Source organism: Ectopseudomonas guguanensis (assembly GCF_900104265.1).
GTDB classification, from domain to species: Bacteria; Pseudomonadota; Gammaproteobacteria; order Pseudomonadales; family Pseudomonadaceae; genus Aquipseudomonas; species Aquipseudomonas guguanensis.
In genome coordinates, this window is the sequence record NZ_FNJJ01000012.1 from 43926 (window position 1) to 60426 (window position 16501).

At 65.9% G+C, this 16501-nt stretch carries 20 protein-coding genes and 1 riboswitch; of the genes, 12 read left to right on the forward strand and 8 right to left on the reverse strand.

All coding sequences use genetic code 11. The features are described from left to right. Positions 1-7: 7 nt before the first annotated feature. Genes BLS61_RS17300 through BLS61_RS17310 form a run of 3 tightly spaced genes read left to right on the forward strand, consistent with a single transcriptional unit; the run spans position 8 to position 2316 of the window. A complete protein-coding gene (locus BLS61_RS17300; protein ID WP_003463262.1) occupies positions 8-499 on the forward strand; it encodes a single-stranded DNA-binding protein in 492 nt (163 codons plus the stop codon). Between the two features lie 19 nt (positions 500-518). Beyond that, on the forward strand, positions 519-1403 hold the full coding sequence (locus BLS61_RS17305) for a sugar nucleotide-binding protein (protein ID WP_090432888.1): 885 nt from the start codon (positions 519-521) through the stop codon (positions 1401-1403). Then, on the forward strand, positions 1396-2316 hold the full coding sequence (locus BLS61_RS17310) for an NAD-dependent epimerase/dehydratase family protein (protein ID WP_090432890.1): 921 nt from the start codon (positions 1396-1398) through the stop codon (positions 2314-2316). Before BLS61_RS17305 ends, BLS61_RS17310 begins: the two co-directional genes overlap by 8 nt. 234 nt (positions 2317-2550) lie before the next feature. On the opposite strand, the gene BLS61_RS17315 is transcribed toward BLS61_RS17310, so the two are convergent. After that, entirely contained in the window at positions 2551-3234 is a 684-nt protein-coding gene (locus tag BLS61_RS17315; RefSeq protein ID WP_090432892.1) for an OmpW/AlkL family protein, read from the reverse strand. Positions 3235-3426: 192 nt separating this feature from the next. Between BLS61_RS17315 and BLS61_RS17320 the strand changes: the two genes are divergently transcribed. From BLS61_RS17320 to BLS61_RS17345, 6 genes are read left to right on the forward strand one after another with little or no spacing between them, the layout of a single operon-like run. Beyond that, on the forward strand, positions 3427-4200 hold the full coding sequence (locus tag BLS61_RS17320; RefSeq protein WP_090432894.1) for a DUF3450 domain-containing protein: 774 nt from the start codon (positions 3427-3429) through the stop codon (positions 4198-4200). Next, positions 4197-5546 (forward strand): MotA/TolQ/ExbB proton channel family protein, encoded by a 1350-nt coding sequence (locus BLS61_RS17325; protein WP_090432896.1) that lies wholly within the window; start codon positions 4197-4199, stop codon positions 5544-5546. The genes BLS61_RS17320 and BLS61_RS17325 overlap by 4 nt, the downstream gene beginning before the upstream one ends. Then, positions 5539-6087, forward strand: a complete 549-nt coding sequence (locus BLS61_RS17330; protein ID WP_003243970.1) for a MotA/TolQ/ExbB proton channel family protein — start codon at positions 5539-5541, stop codon at positions 6085-6087. Before BLS61_RS17325 ends, BLS61_RS17330 begins: the two co-directional genes overlap by 8 nt. Before the next feature lie 11 nt (positions 6088-6098). After that, positions 6099-6509, forward strand: coding sequence for an ExbD/TolR family protein (locus tag BLS61_RS17335; protein WP_012019771.1), 411 nt, complete (start codon positions 6099-6101; stop codon positions 6507-6509). After that, positions 6509-7192: an energy transducer TonB gene (locus tag BLS61_RS17340; protein WP_090432898.1), complete on the forward strand. Its 684-nt coding sequence runs from the start codon at positions 6509-6511 to the stop codon at positions 7190-7192. The genes BLS61_RS17335 and BLS61_RS17340 overlap by 1 nt, the downstream gene beginning before the upstream one ends. Positions 7193-7194: 2 nt before the next feature. Beyond that, the gene (locus BLS61_RS17345; RefSeq protein WP_090432900.1) at positions 7195-8292 is read left to right on the forward strand and encodes a tetratricopeptide repeat protein; all 1098 of its coding nucleotides are present in this window, start codon (positions 7195-7197) and stop codon (positions 8290-8292) included. A gap of 185 nt (positions 8293-8477) precedes the next feature. Here BLS61_RS17345 and BLS61_RS17350 read toward each other — a convergent pair whose 3' ends face one another. The 4 genes from BLS61_RS17350 to BLS61_RS17365 all read right to left on the reverse strand — a co-directional run bounded on the left by BLS61_RS17350 (position 8478) and on the right by BLS61_RS17365 (position 11675). Continuing rightward, on the reverse strand, positions 8478-8999 hold the full coding sequence (locus tag BLS61_RS17350; RefSeq protein ID WP_090432902.1) for a DUF3299 domain-containing protein: 522 nt from the start codon (positions 8997-8999) through the stop codon (positions 8478-8480). Between the two features lie 52 nt (positions 9000-9051). Further along, on the reverse strand, positions 9052-10317 hold the full coding sequence (locus tag BLS61_RS17355; protein WP_090432904.1) for an ABC transporter permease: 1266 nt from the start codon (positions 10315-10317) through the stop codon (positions 9052-9054). 1 nt (position 10318) lies between these two features. After that, positions 10319-11026, reverse strand: coding sequence for an ABC transporter ATP-binding protein (locus tag BLS61_RS17360; protein ID WP_090432906.1), 708 nt, complete (start codon positions 11024-11026; stop codon positions 10319-10321). Positions 11027-11096: 70 nt separating this feature from the next. Further along, positions 11097-11675, reverse strand: a complete 579-nt coding sequence (locus tag BLS61_RS17365) for a DUF2796 domain-containing protein (protein ID WP_090433132.1) — start codon at positions 11673-11675, stop codon at positions 11097-11099. A 110-nt stretch (positions 11676-11785) separates the two neighbouring features. Between BLS61_RS17365 and BLS61_RS17370 the strand changes: the two genes are divergently transcribed. Beyond that, on the forward strand, positions 11786-12133 hold the full coding sequence (locus tag BLS61_RS17370) for a hypothetical protein (protein ID WP_090432907.1): 348 nt from the start codon (positions 11786-11788) through the stop codon (positions 12131-12133). A 120-nt stretch (positions 12134-12253) separates the two neighbouring features. Here the strand turns inward: BLS61_RS17370 and trxA are convergent, their stop codons facing one another. From trxA to BLS61_RS17385, 3 genes are all read right to left on the reverse strand, one after another. After that, positions 12254-13126 carry a thioredoxin gene (trxA, locus tag BLS61_RS17375; RefSeq protein WP_090432909.1) on the reverse strand — a complete coding sequence of 291 codons (873 nt, stop codon included), beginning with the start codon at positions 13124-13126 and terminating at the stop codon, positions 12254-12256. Positions 13127-13264: 138 nt separating this feature from the next. Continuing rightward, positions 13265-13924, reverse strand: a complete 660-nt coding sequence (locus BLS61_RS17380) for a class I SAM-dependent methyltransferase (protein ID WP_090432911.1) — start codon at positions 13922-13924, stop codon at positions 13265-13267. Beyond that, positions 13921-14361: a hypothetical protein gene (locus BLS61_RS17385; protein WP_090432913.1), complete on the reverse strand. Its 441-nt coding sequence runs from the start codon at positions 14359-14361 to the stop codon at positions 13921-13923. Before BLS61_RS17385 ends, BLS61_RS17380 begins: the two co-directional genes overlap by 4 nt. 145 nt (positions 14362-14506) lie before the next feature. Here BLS61_RS17385 and nrdR point away from each other — a divergent pair, with 145 nt between their 5' ends. Both nrdR and ribD read left to right on the forward strand, forming a co-directional pair. After that, positions 14507-14974 (forward strand): transcriptional regulator NrdR, encoded by a 468-nt coding sequence (gene nrdR, locus BLS61_RS17390; protein ID WP_003243991.1) that lies wholly within the window; start codon positions 14507-14509, stop codon positions 14972-14974. Continuing rightward, positions 14971-16086, forward strand: coding sequence for a bifunctional diaminohydroxyphosphoribosylaminopyrimidine deaminase/5-amino-6-(5-phosphoribosylamino)uracil reductase RibD (ribD, locus tag BLS61_RS17395; RefSeq protein WP_090432915.1), 1116 nt, complete (start codon positions 14971-14973; stop codon positions 16084-16086). The genes nrdR and ribD overlap by 4 nt, the downstream gene beginning before the upstream one ends. Positions 16087-16253: 167 nt before the next feature. Next, positions 16254-16408, forward strand: a riboswitch (FMN riboswitch). Positions 16409-16501 lie beyond the last annotated feature (93 nt).

Below are 16501 nucleotides of genomic sequence, written 5' to 3' on the forward strand. Positions count from 1 at the left end.
GAACGTTATGGCCCGTGGGGTTAACAAAGTCATTCTGGTCGGCACGTGCGGCCAGGACCCGGAAACACGCTACCTGCCCAGCGGCAACGCGGTAACCAACCTGAGCCTGGCCACCAGCGAGCAGTGGACCGACAAGCAGACCGGGCAGAAGGTCGAGAAGACCGAATGGCACCGCGTCGCGCTGTTCGGCAAGGTCGCTGAGATCGCCGGCGAGTACCTGCGCAAGGGCTCGCAGGTCTACATCGAAGGCAAGCTGCAGACCCGCGAGTGGGAAAAGGACGGCATCAAGCGTTACACCACCGAGATCATCGTCGACATGCAGGGCACCATGCAGCTGCTGGGCGGTCGTCCGAGCGGTGACGAAGGTGGCGCGCCGCGCCAGTCGCGTCCGGCTCCGCAGCGCGAGCCGCAGCAGGCCCCGCGTCAGGAGCGTCCGGCTCCGCAGCAGGCCCAGCCAGCGCCTGACTACGACAGCTTCGACGACGACATCCCGTTCTGATCCGAGCGGGCTCTAGCCTATGCGAATGCGCCTGATGCTGCTGGGCGGCGGTAGTGCCCTGGGGCAAGCGCTGATCCGTCTTGGCGCCGAGGAAGACATCGGCTTCCTCGCGCCACGCCCGCCGGAAACGGGCTGGGATGCTGCCAGCCTGACCGAGCTGCTCGATGACACCCGCCCGGATGCACTGATCAACCTGGCTTACTACTTCGACTGGTTTCAGGCCGAGTCGGTGGCCGAGTCACGCCTGCAGACCCAGGAGCGCGCCGTGGAGCGTCTGGCCGAGCTGTGCCAGCATCACTCCATCGTCCTGCTGCAACCGTCCAGCTATCGGGTCTTCGATGGTTCGCGGGTCACTGCCTACAGCGAGAAGGAAGAGCCGGTGCCGCTCGGCCTGCGTGGCCAGGCGCTATGGCGACTGGAGCAGAGCGTGCGGGCGATATGCCCGCGGCATGTGCTGCTGCGCTTCGGCTGGTTGCTCGATGACAGCCGTGAGGGCCTGCTGGGGCGCTTCCTGCAGCGTGCCGAGCGCGACGACGCGCTGTACCTGGCCGATGACCGGCGCGGCAATCCGACCCCGGTGGACGATGCCGCACGCGTGATTCTGGCGGTACTCAAGCAGCTCGATTGCGAGTCGCCCTTGTGGGGCACCTATCACTATGGTGGTCACGAGGCCATTACGTCGCTGAGCCTGGGGCAGGCGGTGCTGAGCGAGGCGCGTCACTACCGCAGCAATCTGGTCGAGGACATCGCGCCGCAGGCGCATGCCGCGCGTCCGGATGCCGCCGATGAGCCGCAACACGCGGTGCTGGCCTGCAAGAAGATTCTTCACACCTTTGGCATCAAACCGCGCGCCTGGCGTTCCGGTCTGCCGAGCCTACTGGATCGTTTCTATCGTCATGGCTGAATTTCTTGTAACGGGTGGTGCGGGTTTTATCGGTTCCAATCTGGTGGACGCCTTGCTGGCGGCCGGCCACGAGGTGCGCGTGCTGGACAATCTGTCCATGGGCAAGCGCAGCAACCTGCCGCTGGACAATCCGCGTCTGCGCTTCATTGAAGGGGATGTGGCCGATGCCGAGGTGGTCATGCAGGCAGTGGCTGGCTGCTCAGCCGTGGCGCATCTGGCGGCAGTGGCCTCGGTGCAGGCTTCGGTGGACGACCCGGTGGCCACGCATCAGAGCAACTTCATCGGTACCCTGAACCTCTGCGAGGCCATGCGTCGGCATGGCGTCCGGCGCGTGGTCTATGCCTCCAGTGCGGCGATCTATGGTAACAACGGTGAGGGCGTGGCGATCGACGAGGCCACTGCCAAGGCACCCTTGACGCCCTATGCAGCCGACAAGCTGGCCGGCGAGCACTATCTGGATTTCTATCGCCGCCAGCATGCGCTGGAGCCGGCGGTATTTCGCTTCTTCAATATCTTCGGGCCGCGTCAGGACCCATCGTCGCCGTACTCGGGGGTGATCAGCATCTTCACCCAGCGGGCGCAGCAGGGGCTGCCGATCAGCGTGTTCGGCGATGGCGAGCAGACCCGCGATTTCTTCTATGTCGGCGATCTGATCGAGCTGTTGATGCAGGGATTGCTCGGCGAGTTCGTCGAACAGCCGGTGAATGTCGGCTGGAACCAGGCCGTAAGCCTCAATCAGTTGCTGGCGGAAATCGGTGCGCTTTGCGGTGGTCTGCCGCAGGTGACGCACTTGCCGGCGCGTGCCGGCGATATCCGCCACTCGCGCGCCGACAACGCCCGTTTGCAGGCGCATTACCGCATGCCGCAGCAGACACCGCTGCGTGAAGGCTTGCGCCAGCTGCTCGGGGTGTAAGCCGCCGAAAACGCCAGACGCCGCGACGTCAGGCCCAGTGGCCAGGCCCGCCCCAGAGTGCGCTGTGCGCAGCGAATGATGCGACTTCATCGGTGCGCGCGGCGCACCCTACGCAAGCCCGGCTGCCGCTGTGCTAGGTAGGGTGCGCCATGCGCACCAAAGGCTGTTCGGATTTCGGACTGCGGAAATGAAAAAAGCCGGCATCTGCCGGCTTTCTCGTTTCCGCGTGGGCGATCAGAACTTGTAGCCCAGACCGACCATGTAGACGAAGGGGTCGACATCCACGTCGACCTTGACCTTGTCGCCGGCCAGGTGAGTGGTGCCGGTGGTGTCGATGTCGATGTAGCGCACCTGGGCGTTGAGCATCAGGCTGTCGGTGAGCATGTAGTCCATGCCGACCTGCCCGGCCAGGCCCCAGGAATCCTTCATGTCCAGGCCGCGGAAGCCCTTGGCTTCGGCTTCGCTGCTCAGTTCGGTATCGAAGAACCAGGTGTAGTTGATGCCGACGCCGACATAGGGCTGGAAGGCCGAGCTCTTGTCCAGCGGGTAGTAGACGGCGCTGAGGGTCGGCGGCAGGTGCTTGAGGCTGCCCAGCTTGCCATTCAGGCCGGCGAAGGCGCCGGGCATGCCCTTGACGCCGACGTCATGGCTGAACGGGGTGGCCGCCAGCAGTTCGATGGCGAAATGGTCGGTGACCATGTAGGCGAAGTTCAGGCCCAGCTGGGTGTCGCTGTCCAGGGTGGCGCTGCTGCCGGGGACCTTGCCGAGCACGGCGTGGTCGATATTGCCGCTGTCTTCGTGCGGATCGACGGTGATGGCGCCGGCGCGGACGATGATATCGCCTGCCTGGTGAGCCTGGGCGATGGGGGTGGCGATGGCCAGGGCCAGCAGTGAGGCAGTGAACAGCGATTTGTACATAGCGAGCTCCAGTTCGAGTCGGTTGTGTCTTTGGCTGCGATTAATGCTAAGCCAAGCAACAATCCACTTTTTGACCTGGCTCAATAGATCGGTGGGCTCTGCCATGGAGTTTTGTCCATTGCTTCGAATGCATCTCTAGATGATAATGTTTCTCTTTTTGAAGCAAGCCTGTCTGTCGAGGACCCTCTGCGCATGAATCGCTTCCCCCTCCGTTCCCTGGCCGTTGCCCTGATGTTGGCCAGCGGCTCGCTGGCCGCCGCGCCGCTGGATGCTGCGCTGGATGAGAGCCAGCGCCTGGCCGCCGAGGCGAAAGCCTCGCAGGGTCGTATCGAGCAACTGGATGACGCCAGCCGCGAGATGCTCAATGAGTACCGTAACGCCCTGCAGCAGGCTGAGGCTTTGAAAGGTTATAACAGTCAACTTCGTGACTTGGTCGAAGCCCAGCGTCAGGAGCTGGCTAGTTATCAGAAGCAGCTCGATGGCATCGAGCGCACCCAGGAAGCGGTCAGCCCGCAGATGGTCAAGATGGTCGAGGTGCTGGGCCAGTTCATCGCCGCCGACCTGCCGTTCCTGCCCGAGGAGCGTGAAGATCGTCTGGCCCAGCTGCAGGACCTGCTGCCGCGCGCCGATGTCAGCCTGGCCGACAAATACCGCCGCATCCTCGAGGCCTACCAGATCGAGAGCGACTACGGTCGCACCCTGGAGGCCTGGCGTGGCGAGCTGAATCAGGCGGACGGCGGTTCGCGCAGCGTCGAGTTCCTGCGCCTAGGCCGCAGCATGCTCTATTACCAGACCCTCGATGCCCACGAGAGCGGCTGGTGGAACCCGCAGACCAGGGCCTGGGAAGTGCTCGATGGCAGCGCGCGTCGTCCGCTGACCCAGGCCATCGCCATCGCCCGTCAGCAGCAGGCGCCCGCCGTGCTGTCCCTGCCGATCAAGACCCTGGCCGAGGAGGCCGCACAATGAGTCGTCGTGTTGTAGCCGTATTGGCGCTCAGCCTGTTGCCGGCCCTGGCCGCCGTGGCCGAAACCCTCAGTCCCGATCAGCTGCTGCAGCGCATCCGCAGCGAGCGCGCTGCCGAAGTCAGCGCCATGCAGGAGCGCGAACAGGCCTTCCTGGCCAAGCGCAGCGAGCAGGCGCAGTTGCTGGCCGCCGCGCGTGCCGCGCTGAATACCCAGAAGGCCGAAAGCGAGCGTCTCAAGGCCGAATTCGACCGCCAGGAAGCCCAACTGGCCGAGCAGGAAAAACTGCTGGCGCAGCGCGTCGGTCATCTTGGCGAGTTGTTCGGCGTGGTGCGCCAGAGCGCCGGCGATGTCGCCGGACAGTGGCAGGACAGCCTGCTCAACGCCCAGTACCCGGAGCGCCTCAAGCGCCTCAAGGCATTGGCCGAGAGCCGCTCGCTGCCGTCCGCCGAGGATCTCGACGGCTACTGGATGCTGCTGCTCGAAGACCTGGCCGCCAGCGGCCGTATCGAGCGCGTGCAACTGCCGGTGGTGAATGCCGATGGTTCGCGTCAGGAGCAGCAGGTGCTGCGTGTCGGTGCCTTCGCCGTGTATGGCGAGGATGCCTTCCTGCGTTACGACGCCGATGCCGGCCAGCTGGTGGCGCCGCCGCGTCAGCCCTCCGGCCTGGGCCAGGTCAAGGACTACCTGAGCAGCCGTGATGCACTGGCCACGCTGCCCATCGACCCGAGCCGTGGCAGCCTGCTGGCGCAGCTGCAGCAGCAGCCGACCCTGTGGGACCGTCTGCAGCAGGGCGGTCTGGTCGGTTGGGTGATCGTCGTGCTGGGTGCTCTCGGTCTGCTGCTGGCGCTCTGGCGCATGCTGTATCTGGGCCGTGTCGGCAGTGGCGTCAAGGCGCAGATGCATGACCTCAGCGCACCGCGTGACGACAACCCGCTGGGCCGCGTGATCGGTGTGCTGGGCGCCAAGCCGCAACTGGCAGACCTGGAAACCCTGGAGCTGAAGCTGGACGAGGCGATCCTGCAGGAGACCCCGCCGCTGGAAAAAGGCCAGGGCCTGCTCAAACTGCTCGCCGCCGTGGCGCCGCTGCTCGGTCTGCTGGGTACCGTGACCGGCATGATCGTCACCTTCCAGGCCATCACCCAGAGCGGTGGCGGCGACTCGCGTCTGATGGCTGACGGCATTTCCCAGGCCCTGGTGACCACTGTGCTGGGCCTGGTGGTGGCCATCCCGCTGCTGTTCCTGCATAGCCTGCTGGCCAGCCGCAGCAAGGGCCTGATCCAGATCCTGGAGCAGCAGAGCGCCGGTCTGATCGCCCTGCATCTGTCGGGAGCGCCGCGCCGTGACTGATCTGTTCGCCTTCTGGCTGCGCGTGGTCGACAGTGCCTATGCACTGCTCGATTTCATGAGCGCCGGCGGCGTGGTGATGTGGGCGCTGGCGCTGCTCTGCGTGGTGTTCTGGACCCTGGTGTTCGAGCGCTTCTGGTACATGCGGCGGATCTTCCCGCGCTGGGTGCAGGAGCGCCGCGAGGCCTGGCAGCAGGTGCTGGCCGATGACAACGGCAACTGGCAGCGCGCCGTGCGCCTGGCCTGGCTGGCGCAGGCGCGTCAGCAATTGGCAGCGCCGCTGCGCCTGGGCAAGACCCTGGTGGCGCTGTATCCGCTGCTGGGGCTGCTCGGCACCGTGCTGGGCATGATCGCCGTGTTCGACGTGCTCGCCCTCAACGGCACCGGCAACCCACGCGGCATGGCCGCAGGCGTGTGGCAGGCGACCCTGCCGACCATGGCCGGCATGGTCCTGGCCATCCCCGGATTGTTCAGCCTGGCGCGCCTCGAGCGCGAAGCCAGCCAGGCCATCGAGCGGCTGGCCGACCAGCTGCGTCACGACTGAGATCGCCCAACATGAGAATGCGTCGTCACCACCAGCAGGACGAAGACACCGGCATCGACCTCACGCCGATGCTCGACGTGGTCTTCATCATGCTGATCTTCTTCATCGTCACCAGCTCGTTCATTCGCGAGTCCGGGGTCGAAGTGCAGCGCCCGCAGGCGGAAACCGCCAATCCGCAGGACAAGGGCAACATCCTCATCGCCGTCACCGCCGACGGGCAGATCTGGATGGACAAGCAGTCGGTAGACATCCGCAGCGTGCGCGCCCATGTCGAGCGCATGCGCGTCGATCAGCCGGAAGGCGCCGTGGTGGTGCAGGCCGACAAGGATGCGCGTACCGGCCTGGTCGTCCAGGTGATGGATCAGGCGCGTCTGGCCGGTGTGCAGGATGTCGCGCTGGCTGCCGGTAGCGGAGTCAACTGATGCGCCTGCCGCTGTCTTTTCTCGGCGCCTGCCTGATGGCCCTGGGGCTGTTCGCCCTGATGCTGTACATGGTCGCGCCGCCGAGCGCCAAGGTCAGCCAGGACCCGGTCAGCGTGGCCAACTTCGTGCGCATGGACGGCAACGCCAGCGAGACCGCCAGCCGTACCCGTCAGCAGGCACCGCAGCCGCCGCAGCCGCAAACACCGCAGCCGCCCACGCCGCCGACGCCGCAAACGGCCACGCCGAATGCCAACCTGCCGGCGCTGGACATCCAGCTGCCCAGCCTGGCCAGCGGTATCGCCGTCAACAGCGCGCCGGCGCCGAGTCTGTCCGGTCTCGCCCCTGGCGCGCCAACGCCGACGCCGCCGAGCGAGGCCGCCGATTCCGGTGGGCAGATGGGCGGCATGGAGAGCGAAGTCATGCCGCTCAACGATGTGCGCCCGGAATACCCGCGCTACGCCCTGCAGCGCGGCATCGAAGGTTTCGTCAAGCTGGCGTTCACCATCAACCGCTCCGGTAACGTGGAGAACATCCGCGTGCTGGAGGCCAATCCGCGTAACGTCTTCGAGCGCGAAGCGCGTCGTGCCGCCTCTCGCTGGCGCTTCGCGCCACGTACCGAAGGCGGCCTGGCGGTGGACCGCGAAGCGGTGAAGACCCTCTACTTCCGTCTGGAAAGGAGCTGACCATGTACCGTTGGTTGTTGCTCGTGATGCTCAGTGCCGCGGCCGTGCCCGGCATGGCCCAGCAGACCGTCGATCCGGCCGTGTTCAAGGCCCTGAATGCGGCGCAGAGCGCGCAGCAGAAGGGTGACTATGCCGCCGCACGGCGTGCGCTGGATGAGGTCCAGGCCAAGAGTGGCAGTCTCGAAGAGGCGTTGGTCTGGCGCAGCAAGGCCTATGTTGCCTGGTCGGCCGGCAATAGCGGTCAGGCCATCGACTGGCTGGACAAGGCCGTGCGCAGCGGCAAGCTGGACGCGGAGATGCTGGCCGGCGAGCGCCTCAACCTGGCCAAGCTCAACCTGGGCGAGCGCCGCTATGCCAAGGTCGTCGAGCTGCTGGCAGCGGAGCAGGGCAAGGCTTCCGAAGAGGTGCTGCAGATCCTGGTGCAGGCCTATCAGGGCATGAACCAGCCGGCCAAGGCCTTGCCGCTCGCCGAGCGCTACGTGCAGGCCAATCCCAAGGCCGATGACATCTGGCTGCAGTTTCTGGTGGGCGCCAACGCCGACCTCAAGCGCTATGCCCAGGCCGAGCGCTGGCAGCGTCAGTTGCTCGCCCGCCAACCGAACGATGCCAAGGCCTGGCGCCAGCTGGCCGGCCTGCAGCAGATGGCCGGTAGCAACGACAAGGCGCTGGCGACCCTGCGCGCTGCACAGAGCAAGGGCCTGCGTTTCAGCGAGGCGGAGCTGGACAACCTGGTCCTGCTCGCTGGCGCCGCCGATCAGCCCTGGCAGGGCGCCAAGCTGCTGGCCGGCATGCTCGACAGCGGACTGCTGGCCAACACCGCTGCCCGTCAGGAGCGCCTGGGACTGTTCTGGTGGCAGGCGCGTGATCGCGCGGCTGCGGTGCGCGTATTGCGCCCGCTGGCCGAGCGCAGCGGCAATGGCAAGCATTGGCTTTATGTCGCGCAGCTGGAGCTGGAGCAGTCGCGCTGGCAGGCCGGCCTGGATGCGCTGGCGCGTGCCGAACGTGGCGGTGCCGAGCGGGCCAAGGTGCGTTCATGGCGGCAGTGGGCGGAAAGCGAGCTGCGTTTCGAGCAGGAAAACCGCGTCGCCAGTCGTAGTTGAGTCGTTCGCGGTGTGCGCGGCTCATTCTACGTGGGTGGCCGCCACCCGTAGGGTGCGCCGCGCGCACCAAGTAAAAAGCCAGGCCCTGGGGCCTGGCTTTTTCTTGGGCGGGATTTGTAGGAGCGGCGGGCGGCGTTCCGATTCATCCGCGAATCTTTTCGCGGCTGAAGCCGCTCCTGTGAAGATTAGCTATCGGGCAATTCGTAGGCGTAGATCTTGTCCGCTGCCATCTGGTAGCCGACTTCGGCCAGCTCGCTGCTGACATGCTCGACCTTCAGCGGGCCTTCCACCCAGAACGGCTGGTACAGCGCGTCGAGCAGCACGCCGAGTTCGCTGGTGACGTGGACGATCTGGTTCGATGGTGGTGGTGGCACGTGGATGCAGGCGCCGAAGTAGGGCACCAGCAAGAACTCAACCACCCGGCCTTCGTCGGTCACGTCCAGCGGCACGATATAGCCGGGCAGCTTCACGGCCTGGCCGTTGAGTTCCTTGACCACCGGAGCGGCTGGCGATTGTTGCATGGCCGCCGGGCCGGACTCGGCCAGGGCGTCGGCCAGTTGCGACAGGTCGTGAATCGGCGCGGGGTCGATGACCTGCGGCGGTGCATCCGGCGGGATCAGTTCCGACCAGGTGATTTCGCGCACATCGGCGGCGGCCAGTGGCAGTGCCAGAGTCAGCAGCAGGCTGGCGAGCAGGGGGCGGAACATGGATTACCTCTGTGCAGTGATTCGCCTGCACAGTGTACAGGCGAATCGCACCTTACAGGCGTATCGACAGCCCATCGGCCAGTGACTGCCGATAGGCGCGCCAGGCCGGCACGCTGCCCATCGCCACGGCTGCCGCGAGAATGCTGCCCAACAGCTTCCATTCGTAGCTCGACGGGGCGCTGAGCGCGAGATACAGGCCGTAGTTGGCCTGCACGAAGCCCTGGCTGCCGGCGATGCCCAAATAGAGCAGCGCGACACCGAAAGCCACGCCGGCCAATGCCAGGGCAAAGGCCTCCAGTACCAGCAGGCTGGCGATATGCCAGGGCCGTGCGCCCACCGAACGCAGAATGGCCATTTCCCGGCGCCGCTCGTTGAGGCTGGTGAGAATCGCCGTGAGCATGCCGATCAGGCCGGTGAGCACGACGAACAGCGAGACCACGAACAGTGCCTGCTCGGCCGTGCCCATCAGGCTCCACAGCTCCTGCAGCGCTACGCCTGGCAGAATCGCCAGCAACGGCTCACCACGGAACTCGTTGATCTCGCGCTGCAGGCTGAAGGTGGCGATCTTGCTGTTGAGGCCAAGCATGAAGGCGGTGATCTGCTTCGGCTGAAGGTCCATGGTGCGTGCCTGATCCGCGCTGATCTGCGCCGCGCCGCGTGCTGGCATACCGTTCTGCCAGTCGATATGCAGCGCCTCCATCCCGGCCAGGGAGATGTGCAGGGTACGGTCAACCGGCGTGCCGGTGCGTTCGAGGATGCCGACCACGGTGAAGGGCTTGTCGTCGTGCTTGACCAGGCTGATGGTGGCGACCCCGTGCGCCAGGACGATTTTCTCGCCGAGGCCGTAGCCCAGCGCCTGCGCCACTTCCGCACCGAGCACTACTTCGAACGGATCGTCGGCGAAGGCGCGACCCTGGGCCAGTTGCAGCGCCTGGCTGCGAGCATAGCGGTAGTGCTCGAAATAGGCAGTGCTGGTGCCCATCACCCGGTAGCCGCGGTGCGAATCGCCCAGCGAGATGGGAATGGCCCATTTGACCTGACGGTGATTGGCGAAGCGCTCGAAGCTGTCCCAGCGGATGTTGTTGGTGGCGTTACCGATGCGGAACACCGAGTACAGCAGCAGGTTCACGCTGCCCGAGCGCGCGCCGACGATCAGGTCGGTGCCGCTGATGGTGTTGGCGAAGCTGGCGCGGGCCTCGGTGCGCACACGCTCCACGGCCAGCAGCAGGCACACCGACAGGGCGATGGCGAACACGGTGAGCAGGGCGGTGAAACGACGATTGGCCAGGCTGGCCAGGGCTATACGCAGAAGATGCATCTCAGACCTCGACGGGCTTGGCGGCGCGGTTCAGTTCGCTCAGCGACAGGCTGCGGTCGAACAGGGAGGCCAGGCTCTGGTCGTGGCTGACGAACAGCAGGCTGGCGCCGGCCGCGCGACATTCGGCGAAGAGCAGCTGCAGGAAGGCCTCGCGGGCGTCGAAATCCAGCGCCGAAGTGGGCTCGTCGGCGATCACCAGCTCCGGTTGGCCGATCAGCGCCCGGGCAGCGGCGACGCGTTGCTGTTGGCCGATGGACAGCTCGTCGGCGCGGCGGCCGAGCAGGTCGGCGCGCAGTCCCAGATGGTCGAGCAGCGCCGCGGCCGCGGCATCGATGCTGCCATGGCGCTGGCGTGCACGTTCGGCACGCAGGCGCGAGAAGCGGCAGGGCAGCTCGACGTTCTCGCGCACCGAAAGAAAGGGCAGCAGGTTGAACTGCTGGAAGATGTAACCGGTGTGATCGACACGGAAACGGTCGCGGGCACCGGCCGAGAGCTGGCTCAGGTCCTGACCGAGCAGGCGGATATGGCCGCTTTGCGCCCTTTGTACGCCGCCGAGCAGGCCGAGCAGGGTGGTCTTGCCGCTGCCACTGGGGCCTTTCAGAAAGAGGGTTTCACCGCGGGCCAGGGTGAAGGTGGGAATATCCAGCAACTGTGCCTGGCCGGGCCAGGCGAAGCCGAGATTGGCGAGTTCGATCAGAGGTTCGGTCATTGTCTGCTGTGTGTCGGGAGAATGCGCCCAAGCCGGAGCGAGGGCTCGCTCCGGCTTGGGACATGGCAGGTCAGAAGCTCAGGCGTGGCTGCTCCGGCGTCAGCTCCACACCCTGCTGGCCGTTCGGGCCGATCAGTTGTACCTGAATCTTCTCGGTGGCGGGGAAGCGTTTGAACAGTTCGGCGAGATCCAACTGTTTCAATTCGTTGGCCTTGGCGCATTCGAAGCGGTAGTGCGCGTGGATGTCGCTGTGTTCGCCTTCATGAGCATGATGGTCGTGGTCGTGGTCGTGGTCGGCGTCGCCGAATAATGGGCTTTTCAGCTCGACCTCGGTGGCCTTGCAGTCACCGCTGCCGAGGGCGAACAAGGTGATGGGCTGCTCCAGTTCGCCCTTGGCCGCAGCGACCTTGGCCTTGTCGGCATCGCTCTTGGCGGCATGCTCGAAACCGACCAGATTCATCGCCGGGCTTTCCAGCTGCAACTCCAGCAGATTGCCGTCCAGCGCGGCATTGAGGCTGGCGACACCATGCTCATGGGCGCCCAGGCTATCGTGAGCGTGTTCATGGTCGTGATCATGGCCGTGCTCATGGGCCTGGGCGGCGACCAGGGGCAGCAGGGCGAAGGGCAGGGCGAGCAGCAGGTGGCGCATGGTGGTCTCCAGCATGGGTACGGTTGTTGTTACGTTATAACAACTTTCGCGGTGAGCTGGCCAGCCCGCCACTGCCGTGGGAGCATGCGAATTCTGACTGGAGGCTGAACATGGTGCGAATTCGTGGGCGAATCGGTGATTGGCCGGTAGACCTGACACTGGAACTGGATGCCGGAGACTGGGCGCAACTGGCGCAGCATATGGCGCTTGCGCCGGCCAGCGCGCCAGCGCCTGCTGCTGCTCCCGCGGCCGATGCGGGCGACGCCCTGTGGCAGACCGCGTTGCAACTGGTGCGTGATGCGGGTCAGGTCGAAGGGCCGCGGTTAATGAGCCAGTTGGCGGCGTTGGCGGGTGGTGAGGCTGCGGGCAAGCGCCTGCTGGTGCGTCTGCGCCATTGCGCGCAGATTCGCATGGAAACCGGCGCGGATGCGCCGATCTATCACTGGGTGGCGGAGTAAGGCATGCCGAATGGCGATCTGCCTGTAGGGTGCGCCGCGCGCACCGGGTAGCGTCTGCTCGATTTGGCTAGACCCCGGTGCGCATGGCACACCCTACGGCGAGTACGATGAACGCTGAGGTCAGTAGATCGCCTGGTACAGCTTGCGGCGGTATGTGGTGACCAGCGGGTGGTCGCCGCCAAGCAGATCGAATACCTGCAGCAGGGTCTTGTGCGGCAGGCCGTCGCCGTAGCTGCGGTTGCGCACGAACAGCTTGAGCAGACCCTCCAGCGCGGCTTCGTACTGCTGACGCGCCAGTTGCTGCACGGCGAGCTGGTAGACCGCTTCGTCATCCTCGGCATTCTGTGCCAGGCGGCTTTTCAGCGTGGCCACTTCCGGCAGGTCGGCGGCCTGGCGCAGGAAGGTCAGCTGCGCCTTGGCGCCGGCCAGCGCCTGCTTGTGCTCATCGCCCTTCACGGCGTCGAGTACCACTTCGGCCTCGCCCAGCTCCCCGCGCTCGGCCAGGCAGCGCGCGTAGAGAATCAGCGCCGCGCCGTTCTCGTTGTTCTCGGTCAGCACCTGCTTGAGCAGCGCTTCGGTTTCGGCAAAACGGCCTTCGGCGAACAGTGCCTGGGCGCTTTCCATCGGGTCGGCAGCAGCGGGCGCCGGCTCGGCAACGTGAGGCTTGAGCATCTCGCGGATCGCCGCTTCCGGCTGGGCACCGGCGAAGCCATCCACCGGCTGGCCGTCCTTGAACAGTACGACGGTGGGCAGGCTGCGGATGCCGAAGCGCATGACGATGTCCTGCTCGATATCGCAGTTGACCTTGGCCAGCAGCAGCTCACCGGCATAGTCCTCGGTGATCTTCGCCAGCATCGGCATCAGCGCCTTGCACGGCGCGCACCATTCGGCCCAGAAGTCCACCAGCACCGGTTTGTGGAAGGAATTCTCGATCACCAGTTGCTCGAAGTTGGCGGCGCCGGAGATATCGAAGATGTAGGGGGAGTCGCTCATGGTCGGTCTCGAAAAGCGGGGCAATGCACTATTAATGCGGGCAGGTGGTTCGCGAAACAAGGGGGCCGCCGATGTTGCCTGTAGCCCGGATGCAATCCGGGAATGGCTGGGCACCCTGTTCCCCGGATTGCATCCGGGCTACGTCGGTCGTCGCGCATGATACAGGCTGACTTCGCGAAACTCCGCTGGCTCGGCCAGGTCCGGCCAGGTACAGCCATCCAGCAATGCCAGGCGCTGGTACAGCGGATGGCGGAAGTCCTTGACCCGCGAATCGGCCACCAGCGCCTGACGGCCGCGGCTGAGGAAGTGGTCCAGCAACGGCAGATTGGCGCGGTCGTAGAGCACGTCGGCGACCAGAATCAGGTCGTAGCGGTCCGCTTCGGCGAAGAAATCATCCGAGTAGCTCAGCGTCACGCCATTGATCTCGGCATTGGCGCGGCAGGCTGCCAGCGCCAACGGGTCGAGATCGCAGGCCACCACTTCGGCGGCGCCGGCCTTGGCGGCGGCAATCGCGGCCACGCCGGAGCCTGCGCCAAAGTCCAGCACGCGCTTGTCGCGCACCCACTCGGGACGCTCGGCCAGCCAGCGCGCCAGCACCAGGCCGCTGGCCCAGCAGAAGCACCAGTAGGGCGGCTCTTCGAGGATGCGCCGGGTTTCCTCGGGGTTGAACGCGCGATCCATGTTGCTGGCGTCGATCAGCCACAGGGCGATATCGGTGCCTGGCAGCGTTTCGGCCACCAGGCGGGCATCGCCGAGCAGTTCGCTCAGTGCCTGCTGCAGCGCCTCGGGTGGCCTCATGGTGCCGGCACCAACTGCAGTGAACCGAGGTCCTGATCCTTGAGTTCGGCAATGGTGCGTGCCGGCAGGCGTTGCACCAGGCGGCCGGACTGGCTGACCCGGCCGCGCAGTTCCAGGCGCAGATCCTGCGGCGCCTGCTGCGTGTTCAGCGGCAGATGAAACGGCAGCGCTGCGCCGTTGCCACGCAGATGAACCTGGCCCAGCAGGGCGCGCGGCCGGCCGCGCATATCCACGCCCAACAGCGCCAGATCGACATCGGCGCCAGCGGCGACGCCGAGCAGCTCGCCGCGCAGTCCGGGGCCCTGGATGGCAGGCGTACTGGCTTCGATCTCTGTCGGCGCGGGCGTGGCAGGCGCTGTGGTCGCAGTGGGTTCGCTGGCGCAGGCGGCTAGCAGGCCGCTCAATGCCAGTGGCAGGAAGGGCAGGTATCGGTTCATGGCAGGTTCTGCTTTTTAAACGTTTATGGGCATAGCTTAATTTGTCTTGCGGCCTCTAAGCAGGCCATCTCAAGGCTCCTTACATTTTTCAATGGCGTGCTATGCGCTACCATGACGCCTTTGCCGCCAATAGTCCGCGCCTGCCATGCATTGTCCCTTCTGCGCCGCCAACGACACCAAGGTCATCGATTCCCGTCTGGTCGCCGAGGGCGATCAGGTGCGCCGCCGCCGCGAATGCGTGGCCTGTGGTGAACGTTTCACCACCTTCGAAACCGCCGAGCTGGTGATGCCGCGCCTGATCAAGCAGGACGGCAGCCGCCAGCCCTTCGACGAAGAGAAGCTGCGCGCCGGCATGCAGCGTGCGCTGGAAAAACGCCCGGTCAGCGTCGAGCGCCTGGAAGAGGCCATCGCCCGCATCAAGCAGCAACTGCGCGCCACCGGTGAGCGCGAGGTGAAATCGCTGGTGCTCGGTGAGCTGGTGATGACCGAGCTGAGCAAGCTCGACGAGGTGGCCTACATCCGTTTCGCCTCGGTCTATCGACGCTTCCAGGACCTTAACGAATTCCGCGAAGAGATCGAACGTCTGGCCCGTGAGCCGTCGAAAAGCCGATGAGCGAGCGCGACCACTTCTTCATGGCGCGTGCCCTCAAGCTGGCGCGCAAAGGCCTTTACTCCACCCATCCGAATCCGCGTGTCGGCTGCGTCATCGTGCGTGACGGCGAGATCGTCGGCGAGGGCTGGCATGCCCGTGCCGGCGAGCCGCACGCCGAGGTGCATGCTCTGCGCCAGGCCGGTGAGCGCGCGCGTGGTGCCACCGCCTACGTCACCCTGGAACCCTGCAGCCACCACGGGCGTACGCCGCCCTGCGCCGATGCGCTGGTCGCCGCCGGGGTCGGTCGGGTGGTCGCGGCGATGCAGGATCCCAACCCGCAGGTCGCCGGTCGCGGCCTGCTGCGCCTGGCCAATGCCGGGATCGAAGTGCTGTCCGGTGTGCTGGAGGCCGAGGCACGGGCGCTCAACGTCGGCTTCATCAAGCGCATGGAAAGCGGCCTGCCATTCGTTCGGGTCAAGTCGGCGATGAGTCTGGATGGCCGCACGGCCATGGCCAGCGGCGAGAGCCAGTGGATCACCGGCCCGGCGGCTCGCGCCGAGGTGCAGCGGTTGCGCGCCCAGTCCAGTGTGGTGCTCAGCGGCGCCGACACCGTGCTGGCCGACGACGCCCGGTTGACCGTGCGTCCCGACGAGCTGGGGCTGGGGGTGGAGGCCACCTTCATGGCGGCTTCGCGGCCGCCGCTGCGGGTGTTGATCGATGGTCGGTTGCGGGTGCCGCTGAGCAAGTCGTTCTTCCAGGTCGGCCCGGCGCTGGTGGCGACCTGCGCTGCGGCCGCTGCACGTGACCGCTACCTGGCCGATGGCCACGAACTGCTCGCCGTGCCGGGTAGCAATGGTCATGTCGACCTGCGCAAGCTGCTGCAGGAGTTGGCCGGGCGTGGCGTCAATGAAGTGCTGGTGGAGGCCGGGCCTCGCCTGGCGGGCGCCTTCGCCCGTGCCGGGCTGGTGGACGAGTACCGCATCTTCGTTGCACCCAAGCTGCTGGGCTCCCATGCGCGGCCATTGTTCGAGCTGCCGCTCAACCGCATGGCCGAAGCGCCGGAATTGCAGATTCTCGATATCCGTGCCGTCGGCGACGACTGGCAGATCACCGCGGTGCCCAAGGCCAGGTAGGGTGCGCCGTGCGCACCGCGGCTCGTACCGCTTGAGCAGCGGTTACCATTCGAGCAGGCGCGGGCCTGGCGGATCGGTGGTTGACCCTGGTGCGCGCGGCGCACCTTACGAACCATGCGCCGCGGCGATAAATGTGGTAAAACGCCACGCGGCCATTCATATGGCCGCAACGTTCTCAGGGCGGGGTGAGATTCCCCACCGGCGGTAATGGTTCGCAGAACCTAGCCCGCGAGCGCTCGCCATGGCTCCTGCCTGGCGAGGTCCAGCAGACCCGGTGCGATTCCGGGGCCGACGGTATAGTCCGGATAAAGAGAGAGCGGGATTCCCTCCTCGGGCGCCTTTTTGCGCGTCCGCGAAATCCCTATCGATCGGCATTGCCCTGTTTTTGACCAAAACAGGAGTTCGTCCATGCTGT

Coding starts and splice junctions, on each gene's coding strand:
- BLS61_RS17300 (WP_003463262.1), top strand. CDS start 8: ATGGCCCGTGGGGTTAACAAAGTCATTCTGGTCGGCACGTGCGGCCAG.
- nrdR (WP_003243991.1), top strand. CDS start 14,507: ATGCATTGTCCCTTCTGCGCCGCCAACGACACCAAGGTCATCGATTCC.
- BLS61_RS17310 (WP_090432890.1), top strand. CDS start 1,396: ATGGCTGAATTTCTTGTAACGGGTGGTGCGGGTTTTATCGGTTCCAAT.
- BLS61_RS17325 (WP_090432896.1), top strand. CDS start 4,197: ATGAGTCGTCGTGTTGTAGCCGTATTGGCGCTCAGCCTGTTGCCGGCC.
- BLS61_RS17315 (WP_090432892.1), bottom strand. CDS start 3,234: ATGTACAAATCGCTGTTCACTGCCTCACTGCTGGCCCTGGCCATCGCC.
- ribD (WP_090432915.1), top strand. CDS start 14,971: ATGAGCGAGCGCGACCACTTCTTCATGGCGCGTGCCCTCAAGCTGGCG.
- BLS61_RS17350 (WP_090432902.1), bottom strand. CDS start 8,999: ATGTTCCGCCCCCTGCTCGCCAGCCTGCTGCTGACTCTGGCACTGCCA.
- trxA (WP_090432909.1), bottom strand. CDS start 13,126: ATGAGCGACTCCCCCTACATCTTCGATATCTCCGGCGCCGCCAACTTC.
- BLS61_RS17360 (WP_090432906.1), bottom strand. CDS start 11,026: ATGACCGAACCTCTGATCGAACTCGCCAATCTCGGCTTCGCCTGGCCC.
- BLS61_RS17305 (WP_090432888.1), top strand. CDS start 519: ATGCGAATGCGCCTGATGCTGCTGGGCGGCGGTAGTGCCCTGGGGCAA.
- BLS61_RS17320 (WP_090432894.1), top strand. CDS start 3,427: ATGAATCGCTTCCCCCTCCGTTCCCTGGCCGTTGCCCTGATGTTGGCC.
- BLS61_RS17380 (WP_090432911.1), bottom strand. CDS start 13,924: ATGAGGCCACCCGAGGCGCTGCAGCAGGCACTGAGCGAACTGCTCGGC.
- BLS61_RS17335 (WP_012019771.1), top strand. CDS start 6,099: ATGAGAATGCGTCGTCACCACCAGCAGGACGAAGACACCGGCATCGAC.
- BLS61_RS17340 (WP_090432898.1), top strand. CDS start 6,509: ATGCGCCTGCCGCTGTCTTTTCTCGGCGCCTGCCTGATGGCCCTGGGG.
- BLS61_RS17365 (WP_090433132.1), bottom strand. CDS start 11,675: ATGCGCCACCTGCTGCTCGCCCTGCCCTTCGCCCTGCTGCCCCTGGTC.
- BLS61_RS17385 (WP_090432913.1), bottom strand. CDS start 14,361: ATGAACCGATACCTGCCCTTCCTGCCACTGGCATTGAGCGGCCTGCTA.
- BLS61_RS17345 (WP_090432900.1), top strand. CDS start 7,195: ATGTACCGTTGGTTGTTGCTCGTGATGCTCAGTGCCGCGGCCGTGCCC.
- BLS61_RS17355 (WP_090432904.1), bottom strand. CDS start 10,317: ATGCATCTTCTGCGTATAGCCCTGGCCAGCCTGGCCAATCGTCGTTTC.
- BLS61_RS17370 (WP_090432907.1), top strand. CDS start 11,786: ATGGTGCGAATTCGTGGGCGAATCGGTGATTGGCCGGTAGACCTGACA.